The sequence below is a fragment of the Pseudomonas sp. NFX1 genome (assembly GCF_051123555.1).
Classification (GTDB): domain Bacteria; phylum Pseudomonadota; class Gammaproteobacteria; order Pseudomonadales; family Pseudomonadaceae; genus Aquipseudomonas; species Aquipseudomonas capeferrum.
Map to the genome: position 1 here is coordinate 1,457,208 of NZ_CP169366.1, position 15,342 is coordinate 1,472,549.

At 62.0% G+C, this 15,342-nt stretch carries 10 protein-coding genes; 6 read left to right on the plus strand and 4 right to left on the minus strand.

The features are described 5' to 3' along the window. Positions 1 to 91 precede the first annotated feature (91 nt). Together DJ563_RS06255 and DJ563_RS06260 are read left to right on the plus strand one after the other, a co-directional pair. Positions 92 to 304, plus strand: coding sequence for a cold-shock protein (locus tag DJ563_RS06255; RefSeq protein WP_003179963.1), 213 nt, complete (start codon positions 92 to 94; stop codon positions 302 to 304). Positions 305 to 613: 309 nt separating this feature from the next. Further along, positions 614 to 838 (plus strand): hypothetical protein, encoded by a 225-nt coding sequence (locus tag DJ563_RS06260; protein WP_274099713.1) that lies wholly within the window; start codon positions 614 to 616, stop codon positions 836 to 838. A 54-nt stretch (positions 839 to 892) separates the two neighbouring features. Here DJ563_RS06260 and DJ563_RS06265 read toward each other — a convergent pair whose 3' ends face one another. Further along, positions 893 to 1,903 carry an aldo/keto reductase gene (locus DJ563_RS06265; RefSeq protein WP_156310278.1) on the minus strand — a complete coding sequence of 337 codons (1,011 nt, stop codon included), beginning with the start codon at positions 1,901 to 1,903 and terminating at the stop codon, positions 893 to 895. Positions 1,904 to 2,179: 276 nt separating this feature from the next. Between DJ563_RS06265 and DJ563_RS06270 the strand changes: the two genes are divergently transcribed. The 3 genes from DJ563_RS06270 to DJ563_RS06280 all read left to right on the plus strand — a co-directional run bounded on the left by DJ563_RS06270 (position 2,180) and on the right by DJ563_RS06280 (position 7,394). Continuing rightward, positions 2,180 to 4,360, plus strand: coding sequence for a PQQ-dependent dehydrogenase, methanol/ethanol family (locus DJ563_RS06270; RefSeq protein ID WP_434519054.1), 2,181 nt, complete (start codon positions 2,180 to 2,182; stop codon positions 4,358 to 4,360). Between the two features lie 6 nt (positions 4,361 to 4,366). Beyond that, the gene (gene aldA / locus DJ563_RS06275; RefSeq protein ID WP_274100662.1) at positions 4,367 to 5,800 is read left to right on the plus strand and encodes an aldehyde dehydrogenase; all 1,434 of its coding nucleotides are present in this window, start codon (positions 4,367 to 4,369) and stop codon (positions 5,798 to 5,800) included. A gap of 544 nt (positions 5,801 to 6,344) precedes the next feature. Continuing rightward, positions 6,345 to 7,394 carry a PAAR domain-containing protein gene (locus DJ563_RS06280; RefSeq protein WP_434519055.1) on the plus strand — a complete coding sequence of 350 codons (1,050 nt, stop codon included), beginning with the start codon at positions 6,345 to 6,347 and terminating at the stop codon, positions 7,392 to 7,394. A 1,605-nt stretch (positions 7,395 to 8,999) separates the two neighbouring features. Here DJ563_RS06280 and DJ563_RS06285 read toward each other — a convergent pair. The 3 genes from DJ563_RS06285 to DJ563_RS06295 all read right to left on the minus strand — a co-directional run bounded on the left by DJ563_RS06285 (position 9,000) and on the right by DJ563_RS06295 (position 14,066). Further along, on the minus strand, positions 9,000 to 10,901 hold the full coding sequence (locus DJ563_RS06285; protein ID WP_434519056.1) for a sigma-54-dependent Fis family transcriptional regulator: 1,902 nt from the start codon (positions 10,899 to 10,901) through the stop codon (positions 9,000 to 9,002). A gap of 166 nt (positions 10,902 to 11,067) precedes the next feature. Beyond that, positions 11,068 to 12,588, minus strand: a complete 1,521-nt coding sequence (locus DJ563_RS06290) for an FAD-dependent oxidoreductase (RefSeq protein WP_434519057.1) — start codon at positions 12,586 to 12,588, stop codon at positions 11,068 to 11,070. A 149-nt stretch (positions 12,589 to 12,737) separates the two neighbouring features. Beyond that, on the minus strand, positions 12,738 to 14,066 hold the full coding sequence (locus DJ563_RS06295) for an MFS transporter (protein WP_186653002.1): 1,329 nt from the start codon (positions 14,064 to 14,066) through the stop codon (positions 12,738 to 12,740). A 163-nt stretch (positions 14,067 to 14,229) separates the two neighbouring features. Between DJ563_RS06295 and DJ563_RS06300 the strand changes: the two genes are divergently transcribed. Next, on the plus strand, positions 14,230 to 15,327 hold the full coding sequence (locus DJ563_RS06300; protein WP_033697751.1) for a sugar diacid recognition domain-containing protein: 1,098 nt from the start codon (positions 14,230 to 14,232) through the stop codon (positions 15,325 to 15,327). Positions 15,328 to 15,342 lie beyond the last annotated feature (15 nt).

Here is a 15,342-nt window from a genome sequence, read left to right on the forward strand (position 1 = left end):
ATATGTGGCTTGCAGGGGCTTGTTGTTTGACATGGCCCTCGTTGTAAATTTCACGGAAAACGCATCAAAACAGCCATCGAGGGCTCAGAGCATGTCCAACAGACAAACCGGTACAGTTAAATGGTTCAACGATGAAAAAGGCTTCGGCTTCATCACCCCACAGGGCGGTGGCGACGATCTCTTCGTTCATTTCAAAGCCATTGAATCGGACGGCTTCAAGTCGCTGAAAGAAGGCCAGACTGTCAGCTTCGTTGCCGAAAAAGGGCAAAAAGGCATGCAGGCCGCTCAAGTGCGTCCTGAGTAAGACACGTACCAGCCGGCTCAACGTTCGAACAGGCACCCGCAACCTTGCGGGTTGACCGGGGTACTTGATCGAACGATGTGAAGCCTGGCAACTGGGTAACGTGTAAAAAAAGCTCCGTATCGAAAGATACGGGGCTTTTTTCGTTTTGGCTGGACAGCAGCCGAGGTCGCCCGATCAACAGGGATTACCTAGTAATAGTGCTAGTAGCCGTCTGCCTGCCGATGGGCGATTATTTACAGTGATCCGTGAATAGTTTGTTCCAGGCTACTGATAACAGTGACCATTCAGATACAACAGGAGGTGCTGCTCATGCCCAGAAAAGCGCAGTCGCTGACCGCAATGTCGTTGGCACAGGTTGATCCCCAGTTTGTAGCACCGGGGGTTGGCGAGGTTGTGTTTCTGATGGGGGACGGTGGCCAAGGTGCCCCGATCATCCGCGAGGGTCAGCACGTCAGTTATGAAATCGAGCAGCGGGAAGATGGGCTGTTCTATGCGGTGAACATCGTCATCGAAGACGAGCCACCCTTGAACTAGATTAACTGCTCGATGGCTGGCCAAGGGGCTTCATAGCCCCTTGCCGATCTGCCTTCAACTGCGCGCCAGTCGCCCGCTGACAAAGTGCGCCACATCATTGAAACCTGGGGTAGATGCATGCCCCGGCGTCACCAGCGAATCGATGAACGCTTCATCCTCTGCCGTGATCTTCACTTCCAGTGCCCCGGCATAGGTGTCCCATTGCGCTTCGGTGCGGGGCCCGACAATCGCCGAACTGACCTGTTGGTTGTTGAGCACCCAGGCAATCGCAAATTCCACGATACCCACGCCCTTGGCCTCGACGTATGCCTGGATCTGGCGAGCGATGGCCAGTGACTCCTGGCGCCACTCCACTTCCATGATGCGCTTGTCCTGGCGCCCGGCACGGCTGCCGGCATCCGGTACCGAGCCAGGTGCGTACTTGCCGCTGAGCACGCCGCGGGCCAAGGGGCTGAACGGCACCACGCCCAGGCCATGGTAGGCCGCTGCGGTCAGTTGCTCGGGCTCTGCCTGGCGGTTGACGATGTTGTACAGCGGCTGGCTCACTACCGGCTTGGCCACGCCCAGGCGCTCGGCCAGGTTGCAGATATCGGCAATACGCCAGCCGCGGAAGTTGGACACGCCCCAGTAGCGGATCTTGCCCTGGCGCAGCAGGTCGCCGATGGCCTGCACGGTCTCCTCCAGCGGCACCTTGTGGTCCTCGCGGTGCAGGTAGTAGATGTCCAGGTAGTCCAGGTCCATGCGCGTCAACGTGGCATCGATGGCATTGAACACATGTTTACGCGACAACCCGCTGCGGTTGGGCAGGCCGTCGGCGGGGCCAAAACCAACCTTGGAGGCGACGATCCAGTCCTGGCGATGACGTGCCACGGCTTCGCCGACGATTTCTTCCGAGCGCCCGGCGTTGTAGACATCGGCGGTGTCGATGAAGTTGATGCCCTGATCCCAGGCTTTTTCGATGATCCGCAGGGCGTCTTCGGTGCTGGTCTGCTCGCCGAACATCATGCTGCCCAAGGTAAGGGCGGAAACCTGCAGGCCACTTTGGCCGAGGGGACGGTAGATCATGCGGGTAAGTCCTTTGCAGTGGGCTGATGTGCCTGTTTTACACAGAACCAAGCGGCATTGAAAGCCTGCAGCAAGGGCTGACACACCTGTGCCACGGCCGCATCAGCTGTGCCATGGCTGCTGCAGCCACAGCCTGCAGACAAGCGCAGGCCGTTTGCGCTCGAACCGCTCTGGCATGGCTGTTTCGACGGGGCTGGGCGACGCTGGCACAACCGTTGCTCTGTCTGTTGCAGGCGCCTGCCATGGCGTCGCCATAACAAGAACGGAGAAGCCACCATGAACCGAACAGGCCCGCACCGCCGGCCCTTCCCGCACGCCCTGGGCTGCCTGGCCCTTGCCTTGGCCTGCTGCGCACCTGCCTATGCCGCCGACGTCGATGGCAAACGCATCATCGCCGCCGACCAGGAACCCGGCAACTGGATGAGCCACGGCCGCACCTACGATGAGCAACGCTTCAGCCCCCTCAAAGCCATCAACCAGGACAACGTCAATCAGCTAGGCCTGGCCTGGAGCTACAAACTCGACCTGGACCGTGGGGTGGAGGCCACGCCCATTGTGGTCGATGGGGTGATGTACACCACGGGGCCGTTTTCGGTGGTGTACGCGCTGGATGCCCGCAACGGCAAGCTGCTCTGGAAATACGACCCGCAGTCGGATCGCAACCGTGCCGGTGAGGCCTGCTGCGATGCGGTAAACCGAGGCGTGGCGGTGTGGCAGGGCAAGGTCTACGTCGGCGTACTGGACGGGCGCCTGGAGGCGATCGATGCCAAGACCGGCAAGCGGGTCTGGTCGGTGGACACCCGCGGCGACCATAAACGCAGCTACACCATCACCGGTGCGCCGCGGGTGGTCAACGGCAAGGTCATCATCGGCAATGGTGGGGCGGAGTATGGCGTGCGCGGCTATGTAACGGCCTATGACGCCGAAACCGGCAAGCAGGCCTGGCGCTTCTTCACCGTGCCAGGTGACCCCAAGCTGCCCCCGGAAGACAAGGCCATGGAAATCGCCAGCAAGACCTGGCACGGCGATGCATTCGTCGAGTGGGGCGGTGGCGGCACGGCCTGGGACTCGTTCGCCTACGACCCGGAATTGAACCTGCTGTACATCGGCGTCGGCAATGGCTCGATGTGGGACCCGAAATGGCGCAGCCAGGCCAAAGGCGACAACCTGTTCCTGTCGTCGATCGTCGCGGTCAATGCCGACACGGGCGAATACGCCTGGCACTACCAGACCACCCCGGGCGATGCCTGGGACTTCACCGCCACCCAGCACATGATCCTTGCCGAGCTGCCGATCGACGGCAAGCAACGCAAGGTGCTGATGCAGGCACCCAAGAATGGCTTTTTCTATGTGCTCGACCGCGCCACTGGCGAGCTGCTGTCGGCCAAGAACATCGTGCCGGTGAACTGGGCCAAGGGTATCGACATGAAGACCGGGCGGCCCATCCTCGACGACGAGGCGGCGGCCTACTGGAAGGACGGCAAGCGCAAGCTGGTGACCCCGGCATTCTGGGGCGCTCATGATTGGCACCCGATGTCGTACAACCCGAACACGGGGCTGGTGTACATCCCGGCGCATATCATGTCGGCCTACTACGAGCACATTCCCGACGCACCCAAGCGCAACCCGTTCAAAAGCGTATACCAGCTCGGTCTACGCACCGGCATGATGCCCGAGGGTGCCGAAGGCCTGCTGGAGATGGCCAAGACCTGGTCCGGCAAGCTGATCGCCTGGGACCCGGTTAAACAGGCGCCGGCCTGGGAAGTGCCCTACATCACCATCTTCAACGGCGGCACCTTGAGCACCGCCGGCAACCTGGTGTTCGAAGGCAGCGCCGATGGCCGGGTGATCGCCTACGCCGCCGACACCGGCAAGAAACTCTGGGAGTCACCGGCCGCCAGTGGCGTGATGGCGGCACCGATCAGCTATTCGGTCGATGGCGAGCAGTACGTCACCTTCATGGCCGGTTGGGGCGGGGCATTCTCGACGTTTGCCGGGGCACTGTCGCTACGTGCCGGGGTACAGCCTTTCTCCCAGGTGCTGACCTACAAGCTTGGCGGTAATGCCACGTTGCGTGAGCCGGCACCGCCCGCCAACGCGCCCGAACCGCCACCCCTGACCGCTGATGCCAACGCAGTGGCCGCCGGTGCTGCCCTGTACGACGGCAACTGTTCGCAGTGCCATGGCATTCATGCCGTCAGCGGCGGTGTACTGCCTGACCTGCGCAAGCTCAGCGCGGAAAAACACCAGATGTTCCTCGGCATCCTCTATGGCGGCCGCGTGCCCGATGGCATGCCGTCGTTTGCCGACAACCTCAAGCCCGAGCAGGTGGAACAGGTGCACCAGTACCTCATCAAGCGTGCCCATGACCTCAAGCGCGAGGGCAGTACCTGGCAGCAGTTCAGCGCCAAGCCGGCTGCCCAGTCGCCACTGGCCGACAACCACCCACAGGAGTGAATGACCATGACTGCAACGATCTACCAGAACTACATCGACAATGCCTTCCTGCCCAGCGAGCAACTGATCGAGGTGTACAACCCGGCCAACGCACAGCTGCTGGGGCGTGTCCCGGAGTCGCCGGTGGAGCACGTGGAGCGGGCCATTGCCGCAGCGCGTCAAGCGCAAAAAGGCTGGGCGGCCAAGCCTGCAATCGAGCGCGCCGGGTATCTGCGCCAGATCGCGACAAAGGTACGCGCCAATGCCGAACGCCTGGCGCGCATCATCACCCTGGAAGGCGGCAAGGTGCCGGGGCTGGCGCAGGTCGAGGTCAACTTCACGGCCGATTACCTCGACTACATGGCTGAATGGGCGCGACGCCTGGAAGGCGAGGTGCTGACCAGCGACCGCGCCAATGAGCACATCTTCCTGATGCGCAAACCCTTGGGTGTGGTGGCTGGGATCTTGCCGTGGAACTTCCCGTTCTTTTTGATCGCCCGCAAGATGGCCCCGGCGTTGTTGGCGGGGAACACTATCGTGATCAAACCCAGTGAGGAAACGCCGATCAATTGCTATGAGTTCGCAAAGTTGGTGGCCGAGACCGACCTGCCGGCGGGTGTGTTCAACGTAGTCGGCGGCAAGGGGGCGAGCGTCGGCCATGGGCTGTCCAGCCATGCCGGCATCGACCTTGTGAGCTTTACCGGTAGCGTCGCCACCGGCGCACGGATAATGGCTGCTGCGGCGCCGAACATCACCAAGCTCAACCTTGAGCTGGGCGGCAAGGCCCCGGCGATCGTGCTGGCGGACGCCGACCTGGACCTGGCGGTGAACGCCATCGTCGCTTCGCGGGTCATCAATACTGGCCAAGTGTGCAACTGCGCCGAGCGGGTGTACGTGGAACGCAAGGTGGCCGACGCCTTCGTCGACAAGGTGGGCCAGGCCATGGCGGCCACCCGTTATGGCGACCCGTCGAGCCGTGCCGACCTGGACATGGGGCCGCTGATCAACCAGGCCGGGCTCGACAAGGTGGCGCAGATGGTGCGTACGGCGGTCGGGCAGGGCGCCCAACTGGTGACCGGCGGGCAGGTGGCCGACCTGGGTGCCGGGTTCCATTACCAGCCGACTGTGCTTGCGGGCTGTGCGTCGGACATGGAGATCATGCGCAAAGAGATCTTCGGGCCGGTGCTGCCCATCCAGGTGGTCGATGACCTGGACGAGGCGATTGCCTTGGCCAACGACAGCGAATACGGGCTGACGTCTTCGCTCTACACCCGCGACCTGAATGCTGCGCTGAAGGCCTGCCGCGAGATCGACTTTGGCGAGACCTACATCAACCGCGAGAATTTCGAGGCCATGCAGGGCTTCCACGCCGGGGCGCGCAAGTCCGGGGTCGGCGGGGCGGATGGCAAGCATGGTTTGTATGAGTACATGCGTACGCAGGTGGTGTACATCCAAGGGTAGAGGGTGGCTTTGCTGGCCTCTTCGCGGGGCAAGCCCGCTCCCACTGAATGTTGGGCAAGTAGGGCGGCTAGGTGCTTGTCTCGGGTTTGGAGGTGGGGCGAAGATCGAGCGCCGCCCGCGCGGCGCATCGCGAGCTAAGCTCGCTCCTACATTTGTTTCGGGCCAGTTATTCCTGAGGTATTGCCGCGCGGCCCCTTGGCGCCTGTCTCAATATCGCGTCGGACAAACAAGGCAGTCGCGCGCAACTGGTACAGGCCTCACTGGCCCGAAATAAATGTAGGAGCGAGCTTAGCTCGCGATGCGCCGCGCGGGCGGCGCTCGATCTTCGCCCCCCTGAAAAACCCAAGCCAGGCACCGTGCACGGCCATTCGCGGAACAGGTGTTATACCTGTGTGCGTGCTTTCCTGCTCAGCAGCAGATTGATCAATGGCGTACGGGGCAGTACCTGCACGATGCTTGTAGGGTAATTCTGATTTTCGCAGACCCAGGCTTTTGCATGTTTTTCCAGTGTTAGCTTCCAGCGTTCTATGGCAGGGGGCTACTCATGACGCGCATATCGATACATGGAAAAGGGCAGGCGCTGGATGGCGATATCACCACCACAGGCGCGGTCTGCATTGCCAGCAGTACGAACTTCCGGGGGGACAACCGACGTGCGCTGCGCCTGGGCGATGCCACGACCGAGTGCCCGAACTGCAAGAAGGCCGGGGTCATTGTAGAAGGGGTGAATTCTTTCGTCATCGGAGGTAAACCGGCTGTTGTCGATGGGGCGCTGGTCAAGTGTGATTGCCCAAACGGCAGCAACCGGGTCATCGCGCAGTCAGCCATGCACAGAGCAGGCAGCCATTCTGCTCAGGCTACATCGCCTGCCTCTGCCGCCCGTCACTCGGCTTCTACATCAGGGCAAAGCCCTGCACAGGCGTACCCCGCATTTCCCGTCGGCTCATCGTCTGCACTTGAGCCTGGCTTCCACATTGTGCAACGCAGCATGTCGTTCGAGCAGGTGCTGGAGCGCCTTGGCGCGACGCATAGCCCTTTGCCAGTGGCGTTATTGCAGCGCTTGAATCCTACCTTCCCTGAGGGCTTCAAGGCGGGCGAGATATTTGTGCTGGGCAGCCCAAGCAGTGGGCACGCATGCAGTGCGCTGGAAAATGAACTGATCATGGTGGCCGAAAAGACCAGGGAGTCCCTGTCGATTCTCTCGCGTGAAGAAGCCAACTTCATGATGCAGCACATCGGCGAGATTGCCGGGGTGCTCAATGGAGCCAGCCAGTCGATGGGGGTGGGCAAGGACATGCTTGAGCGTGGACTGGGGCAGGTCAAGGACACGCTGAAGGGCATTGAGACTTTGCACCAACAGCAGTTTGTTTTGCATGGCCACTTGAACAGTGCGGAGTTCTTCGCCAAGCGCAGGGGGCTTTATGAACAACTGGGCGCCCAGTTGCGCGTAGGTTTTTCTGAACAAGACATTGAACCTCGGCAGTTACGACACACTCCGCCGCGATCTGGGCATTTCCACCAAAAGCCTGGTGCATCATTGGACCAAGGCAGGCGTACCGGGGCAGATACCCGGATATGCGACCCACCTGGATGAGGTGGCCAAGATGTCGAATTACTTAAAATATGGTGGGTTTGCGGCGATTGGACTTGGTGCGGGTTCTTCTTATTTGAAAGTTCAGGCGGTGTGTCGGGCGGGAGAAACTGAGGCTTGTAAGAGAGTTAGATTCACCGAGACGGGGAGCTTTTCAGGTGGGTTAACTGGCGGAATAGTTGGCGCAAAGATCGCGGGTGAGGCTGCTCGGCTAGTCTGCTCGTTTGGGGTGTATGGTAAAGTTGCTTGCGGAATCGTTCTCGTTGGTAGTGGGTCCTTTGCTTTTAGTAAGGGTGGCGAAAAGCTTGGGGAGACATCTGGAGAGGCAATCTTCGAGAGACTTTATGACTGATTTAACTACATGGCCTGCAAGCCTGCATATTGCGTTTCTTCTCGCACCATTTCTTATAGGATTGATTGGTCTGGGTATTCATTACCATATTGCCGGCTCACGTCACTTTGAGGTGCTTTGCTCGGCGTTTCAGAACAGCCCTGGTCTTATTGAGGATTTAAGGTACTGGAGCACTATATCGATTCGAACCAGGGCCATGATAGTGGCTGGTGTAACGCTAGCGGCGGTTTGCCCGTCACTGGTGGTACGTCGAGGTTGGTTGAATGCCGAAGATTGCAAAAATTGCCCAGCCTACCTCAAACGTCGGCTGCAGATTTCATTCTGGTGTACTGCAATAGCGGGCTTTTGGATTATGGCTGGGTGGGTACTTATCGAATTCGATAAGCTATAAGAGAAAACCCTCACGGTGGTAGGTCGCCTACGGGATAGCAGTCGCCTTAAAAGCGGCGCTTTACCTATGTACACGCACATCGATACTGGGGAGTAAAAGGTACTTCATGATTGACTTATCAGATCTACCAATTGGCGTAAAAATCGCGCTAGGATTAGTGTCATTTACCCTGAGTGTCGTGGGTGTTGGTATAGGTCTACGCATCACCTGCTTTGAGTGGATGCGAAGCACTGCTCGGTTTAACTGCGATTGTTGACAGACGCTAGGGTCATCACGCCGAGTGATGCGGGGGAGAGATTGGGGAGCGCTATGATTGATTTTTCAAATGTGCCCATGAGCTTGAAAATGGCTTTTGTACTCGCGCCTTTCATTATTGGGCTCACCGGGGTAGGCATAAGTTATCATATAGCCGCTACTCGGCATTTCGATGTGCTTTGCACGGCATTTAGAAATAGCCAGGGGTTAGTGGATGATTTGAAATATTGGAGTACTATTTCGCTTGGGAAAGAACGAGGATAGTGCATGGCGTGACATTGGCATCGGTATGGCCGAGTTTGGGGGTTCGCCAAGGCTGGTTAGAGGCTGATGATTGTAAAAACTGTCCGCTCTATCTCAAACGTCGACTGCAGGTCTCGTTCTGGTGTCTATTAATCGGTTGTGCATGGCTTTTTGTGGTTTGGGCCCTAATTGAGTCGGGCAGATTGTAAGTCCGAAAGGGCCTCCCGTCAGCGGGTCGTTTTGCCGATTACTTCATGAATTCTGGCTGCTCATTTGGAGGGCAGCCAAAGCCATGGCTGTACGACATTTCTGAACTTGACTCACCCCATGCCCTCGCGCATGGCCACCAGGGAAGGGGCCGGTTCAGTCAGCCCAACTGGTTGGGCTGGACGATGCCGTATCGCTTCATCTTGCGATACAGCGTCGACCGCGAAACCCCCGCGGCCTCTGCCGCTGCGCTCATGTTCCAGCGCTCTCGCTTCAACACCTCCAGCAAATGCCGCGCCTCGGCAGCCTCGACCTGCTGCTCCAGCACCTTTGGCCGCGCAGGCGCTGCAGGGTCGGCCACTACCTCCGGCAGGTCAGCCACTTCGATCAGCCCACCTTCGGCCAGCGCGACGGCCTGACGCAACGCATTGAGCAACTGCCGCACGTTCCCCGGCCAGGCGTGCCCGAGCAAGCAGCGCCACGCTTCATCGCTCAGGTGCATGCCAGCGCCCCCCGGCAGCCCTGCCAACAACCCTTCGATCAATGCGCGCCGGTCACTGCGTTCACGCAGTGCCGGCAACGTCATGCGCATCCCGCACAACCGGTAGTAGAGGTCTTCGCGAAAGCGCCTGTCGCCAATCATTGCCTGCAGGTCCTGGTGCGTTGCCGAAATCACCTGGAGGTCCAGTGCTACCGGCGCTTCGGCACCCAGCGGCACCAGCTCGCGCTCGGCAAGCACCCGCAGCAGGCGCGTTTGCAGGTGCGCCGGCATGTCGCCGATCTCGTCGAGGAACAGCGTGCCGCCATTGGCCTGCTCCAGCTTGCCTTTCATGCCCTTGCGGTTGGCCCCGGTGAAGCTGCCGGCGCGGTAGCCGAACAGTTCGCTTTCGATCAGAGATTCGGGTATCGCCGCACAGTTGAGCGCCACGAACGGTTTGGCATGGCGCTGGCTAGCCTGGTGCAAGGCACGGGCGAATGCCTCTTTGCCGGTGCCGGTTTCGCCGTTCAGAAGAATCGCGATGTCTCGGTCCAGCACCTTGCGCAGGCGTTTCACGCCTTGTTGCAGCTGTGTGTCCTGGCCTGCCAGTTGCTCGAGCGTGGGGTGTGCAGTGCGGGTGGGCGCGGGCCGCGCAGAAGGCGCTTGGCGGTAACCGGCCGGTACGCGCAGGCCCACATCCAGCAGGTGCGCTTGTTCATGACCGCGCAGTTGAGTGCCACGGGCACCGCCGCGCGTCAGGTCCAGCAACTGGTCGATGGTGGCGGGCAGCAGTTGCTCGATGGCCACGCCCAACAGCTTGCCGGTATGCGCCAGGAACGCTGCCCGATTGGCGCCGATTACCCGGCCGCTTTCGTCCAGTGCCAGCAGTTGCTCGGCGGCCAGGTCGCAGAAGTCGTCGCGTGGTTTGATGGCCAAGGTCAGGCGGTCGCGGTAACGCTGGCGGAAATGGCTGTTCTCGATCAACCGGGCGTACAGGGTCACCAGTTGCAAGGTCAGGTGCTGGGCTTGCTTGGGGCCGTCGTTGTACAGGCAGGTCGCGTTTAGGCAGCCGAGCAGTTGGTTGTGGGCATCGAAGATCGGTGACACCGAGCAACTGAGCCGCGCATTGGCCGCAAGGAAGTGCTCCTGACGGTGGATGGTCAGTGCCTGCTGAGAGGCCAAGGCAGTGCCGATGCCGTTGGTGCCGGCAATCGACTCGTCCCAGCGCGCGCCGACGATCAGCCCGGAGCGGGTGTAGCGCTGTGGGTCGGCGGGCAGGCGGGCGGCCAGCGTGATGCCGTCGGCGTCGCTGAGCAGCACGGCGAAACCAGCGTCCACCACGCGCTTGGCCAGGCCACTGACGCCCTGGCTGGCGATGGCCAGGTAGGCCTCGTGCTGGGCTTGGTGCTGGCGGATTTCAGCGGCGCTGAGGATGTTGTCGACGTGGCGCAGGGCGGGGTCCAGGTGGTGCTGATTGATGCTGCGGTACCAGGATTCAGCGATCACCGGTTCTGGCGTCAGGCCACGTTCGGCAAAGTGGCAGTCGACGAAGGCGGCCAGTTCACTGGCGCGGGGTGTGGCCATGGGCGCTCTACCAAGTTCTTGTTATTTGAGTTGGGGAAACCATAGCTGATTTTGGGTCTGGGAGTTGCTTGTCTTTAGCTTTGCAGGGGGGCGGATATCGAGCGCCGCCCGCGCGGCGCTCGATATCCGCCCCCCCGAAGAACCCAAGCAAAAAAGCAGGCGCGTTTCAGCCGATCAGCTTGCGTGCCTCATCCAGACCCAACGGCCGCTTCATCCGCTGCGACAGCTGCGCCATGGCATCCGAATACCCCTTGGCCACCACCGCTTCAACCTGCTCCCCGACACACTGCAAGGCAATGAAGTCACCTTTCTCCGGCTCGCCGACAAACTCGATTCGGTCCCAGTCCCGAGCATGCCCCAGCACTTCATAGGTGCGCCCATGCTGATAGGTCCAGAAAAACGGCACATCCGCGTAACGACGCTGCTCGCCCAGCATGTTGGCCGCGGCGATTACGCCATGCTGCTGGGCCAGGCGCCAGTGTTCGATGCGCACCGGGCGGCCAGCGAGGGGGAAGGTGGCGATGTCGCCGGCGGCCCATAGGCGGTCGGCGGCATGCAGTTCGGCGTCGACCCGTAACGAACGATCCTCGGCCAGTTCCACGCCCTGCACGAACGCAGTGGCCGGTGCGACGCCGGTACCCAGCAACACCAACGACGTCGTCAGCTTCTCGCCATTGGCCAGCAGCACGGCGTCGACCCGTTCTTCACCGAGGAAGCGCTCGACCTCGGTCGGACCATGGAATACCACGCCCTTGCGCTCATGCAGCGCGCGTATGCTGCGCCCGATACGCTCACCTAACTGTTTGCTCAAGGGCACCGCGTGGCGGCTGACCACATGCACCTGCGCGCCATACTTGCGCAAGGCCGAGGCCGCCTCCAGGCCAATGAACCCGTCGCCGACGATCACCACAGGCTGCCCCGGCTCGGCGGCATCCAGCAGGCGTGCTGCATCCTCGCGTGAGCGCAGGGTCATGACCCCTGCCAGGTCGACACCGGGCAGGTCGGGGCGTTGCGGTTTGCCGCCAGTGGCCAGCAAGGCGGCGTCATAGTCGATGCGGTGGCCATCGCTGAGGGTGATCTGGCGCTTTTTCACGTCCAGTGTGCGCACCTTGCCCAAGCACCGTTCCAGCGGGCCCGCGCGCAGCTGGCCAGCCTCCAGCAGCGCCGGGACCTCATCGGGCGGCATCTCCCCGGCGATGACGAATTTGCTCAGCGCAGTGCGGTCGTAGGCGGGCTGGCGTTCATGGTCAAGCCAGACCAGACGCCCACCGAAGCCATGGGCCAGCAGCGTGGCCACCGCCGCCGAGCCTGCGGCACCGGCACCGATGACGACGAAGCAGCGCGCGTCACTGTGGCGTGGTGGCTCGGCCTTTGGCAGCGGCTGGTCATCGACCCAGACTTCACCGTCCTTGACCCACGCCCGATAGCGGCGCAGGTCGGCCAGTGCCGGCGGTTCGCACACCGCGCCTTCGTCCACGGCAAACGCCGCCTTGTGCCACGGGCAGACCAGCAAGCCTGCGCAGATCACGCCTTCTTCCAGCGGGGCGCCGGCATGGGGGCAGTTGGCCTGGTAGGCATGCACCAGGTCGCCCTGGCGGATGAGGATGAGTTCTTCGTTGCCGGCCTGCACACGCAGAGGGCGGTGGGGGTCGAGCTGATCGAGGCGGGCCACGGTGTGCTGGGTCATGAGGCTTCTCCAAAGGGGGCCTTTGGAACCATTTGACGCCTGTGCCGTTGAGATGCTGACCCGAGCCGACGATCGGGGCATTATTCTGAAGCACCGTGTGGGGGCGGGTTTGCCGGCTCCCACACGGGCTGTGGCGCATTGCAGGTGCCTTAGGTGGACTTTACCGTGGCCAGCGCGCCAGCGCGGGTTACCCGCAAGGCCACCAGGCTACCCACCACGATCAATGCCGCCAACGAATACAGCGCGGCATCGGTGGACCCGGTCTGGTCCTTGATGAAACCGACCAGGTACGGGCTGAGGAAGCCCGCCATCTGCCCTACCGAGTTGATCACCGCCAGCCCGGCCACGGCCGCACCGGCGCTGAGCAGCGCGGTAGGCATTGGCCAGAACATTGGCAGGCCGGTGAGCGCGCCCATGGTGGCGATCGACAGGCCGAGGATGGCAATCGGCGGGTTGCCGGCGAAGTTCACGGCGATCAGCAAGCCGATGGCGCCCATCAGCATTGGCACTACAAGGTGCCAGCGGCGCTCGTTGCGCAGGTCGGCCGAGCGCCCGCAGACAATCATGAACACCCCGGCCAGCAAGTACGGAATGGCGCTCAGCCAGCCAATCAGCAAGGGGTTGTCGAAACCCATGCTCTTGATGATCGACGGCAGCCAGAAGTTGATCGCGTACACACCGCTCTGGATACAGAAGTAAACGAAACCGAACGTCCAGATCAGCGGGTTGGTCAGCACTGCGAGCACGCTGTCACCGCTGGTGGCGGGTTTGCTGGCGGCGTCGGCCTTGAGGTCGGCCTCGATCAGCTGGCGCTCGGCCGGGCTCAGCCACGTGGCTTTCTGGTAGCCGTCGCTGAGCAGGCGGATGGCCAGGAAACCCAGGATGACGGTGGGCACGCCCTGGATCAGAAACATCCATTGCCAGCCGGCAAGGCCATGTTGGCCAGCGGCGAAGTGTTCGAGGATCCAGCCGGAGAACGGCCCGCCCAGCAGCCCCGACACCGGGATCGCCGACATGAACAGGGCCATGATGCGGCCACGGCGGTCGGCCGGGAACCAGCGCGAGAGGTACAGCACCACGCCTGGGAAGAAGCCGGCTTCGGCGGCGCCAGTCAGCAGGCGCAACGTGTAGAACTCGGTGGGTGTGGTGACGAACAGCAGGCAGGTCGAGAGGCTGCCCCAGGCGATCATCATCAACGCGATCCAGCGCCGTGGGCCGAAGCGGTTGAGTGCCAGGTTGCTCGGCAGGCCGCAGAGCACGTAGCCGATGAAAAAGATACCGGCGCCGAGGCCGTAAACGGTTTCGCTGAAGTTGAGGGCGTCGAGCATTTGCAGCTTGGCGAAGCCGACGTTGACGCGGTCCAGGTAGTTGAACAGGTAGCAGATGAAAATGAACGGAATCAGCCGCAGGGTGATGCGCCGGTACAGCGCGTTGCGGGTGGTGTCCGTGCCTTGGTCAGGGGCGGGGCTGTGTGCCATGATCGGGTTCTCTGTTGTTATGGTTGTCACCGCGTCGCCTGTTCCGGCGCTCGCCCTGACGAGTCTGGCGGGCCTGCGGCATGCCTGTCTTTGTGCTTTTGCACAGCGCTTGGCCAGGGCTGCTGTGCCCGCGACCAAAGCCTACCACCCCAAGGACCGTTGAATGTTCGAACTCGACCATGACCTGGCGCAGGATATCGTTGATCGGGCGATGGCCATCCTGCCCTGCAACGTCAATGTCATGGACAGCCAGGGGCTGATCCTTGGCAGTGGCGAGCCGGAGCGTATCAACACCCGCCACGAAGGCGCGCAACTGGTGCTGGCCAACGGCCGCATCGTCGAGCTGGATGTGGACGCGGCAAAGTGCCTCAAGGGTGTGCAGCCAGGGGTAAACCTGCCGCTGATGCTCGATGGGCGGCTGATGGGGGTGCTGGGCCTGACCGGCGACCCACAACAGTTGCGCACCTATGGCGAGCTGGTGCGCATGACCGCCGAGATGCTCCTGGCCCAGCGCCATCTGCAGGTCGAGCAGCAATGGCGGCGGCAGCGTTGTGACGATTTGCTGGCCTTGTTGCTGGGCGGCAGTGGCGATTCACCCAGGCTGCTCGACGAAGCCCGGCAGTTGGGCCTGAAACCCCAGCTGCCCAGGGTGCCCTGCCTGTTCGAGCTGGAGTCGGGGCCAACGGCCGAAGCCTTGTCGGCCTGGCTGACCAGCCGCTACCCGGACAGCTGGTGCGTCAGCCCCGCACGCCAGTCGCTATTGTGGTGCCGCCCGGCAGCCTTGGTGCTGGACGAAGCGCGGCTGCTCGAGCGCCTGCAGCGCCACGGCTGGCAGGTCGAGCGCCTGGCCCTTGGTTGCGTGGCGCAGAGCCTGGAGCAGTTGCGCCGAGGCTATCGCCGGGTGCGCGACCTGCTGGCCTATGGGCAGGAGGTGCTGCCCGCCGAACGCCTGCTCAGCCTTGAGCGCTATCGGTTACCGGCCTTGCTGTGGCGCCATCGCAATGACGATGCCCTGGATGAACTGCTCGAACCGCTGCAACGCATCCGGGCCAAGGACGCCAGTGGTCAGCTGATTGCCACCTTGCGGGCCTGGTGCGCCCATGATGGCCAGAGCCAGGCCTGTGCCGATGCCTTGGGCATTCACCGCAACAGCCTGCGCTACCGGCTGGAACGGGTCGCCGAGCTGGGCGAAGTCGACCCGCTGCGGATGGAAGGCATGCTCAGTTTGTACCTGGGGTTGCAACTGCTGCCGGCCGGTTGAGGGGGGGGGCGAAGG

What these genes read in the sequence shown, in the direction of transcription:
- DJ563_RS06255 (WP_003179963.1), top strand. Translation starts at nt 92, where the DNA reads ATGTCCAACAGACAAACCGGTACAGTTAAATGGTTCAACGATGAAAAA.
- DJ563_RS06260 (WP_274099713.1), top strand. Translation starts at nt 614, where the DNA reads ATGCCCAGAAAAGCGCAGTCGCTGACCGCAATGTCGTTGGCACAGGTT.
- DJ563_RS06265 (WP_156310278.1), bottom strand. Translation starts at nt 1,903, where the DNA reads ATGATCTACCGTCCCCTCGGCCAAAGTGGCCTGCAGGTTTCCGCCCTT.
- DJ563_RS06270 (WP_434519054.1), top strand. Translation starts at nt 2,180, where the DNA reads ATGAACCGAACAGGCCCGCACCGCCGGCCCTTCCCGCACGCCCTGGGC.
- aldA (WP_274100662.1), top strand. Translation starts at nt 4,367, where the DNA reads ATGACTGCAACGATCTACCAGAACTACATCGACAATGCCTTCCTGCCC.
- DJ563_RS06280 (WP_434519055.1), top strand. Translation starts at nt 6,345, where the DNA reads ATGACGCGCATATCGATACATGGAAAAGGGCAGGCGCTGGATGGCGAT.
- DJ563_RS06285 (WP_434519056.1), bottom strand. Translation starts at nt 10,901, where the DNA reads ATGGCCACACCCCGCGCCAGTGAACTGGCCGCCTTCGTCGACTGCCAC.
- DJ563_RS06290 (WP_434519057.1), bottom strand. Translation starts at nt 12,588, where the DNA reads ATGACCCAGCACACCGTGGCCCGCCTCGATCAGCTCGACCCCCACCGC.
- DJ563_RS06295 (WP_186653002.1), bottom strand. Translation starts at nt 14,066, where the DNA reads ATGGCACACAGCCCCGCCCCTGACCAAGGCACGGACACCACCCGCAAC.
- DJ563_RS06300 (WP_033697751.1), top strand. Translation starts at nt 14,230, where the DNA reads ATGTTCGAACTCGACCATGACCTGGCGCAGGATATCGTTGATCGGGCG.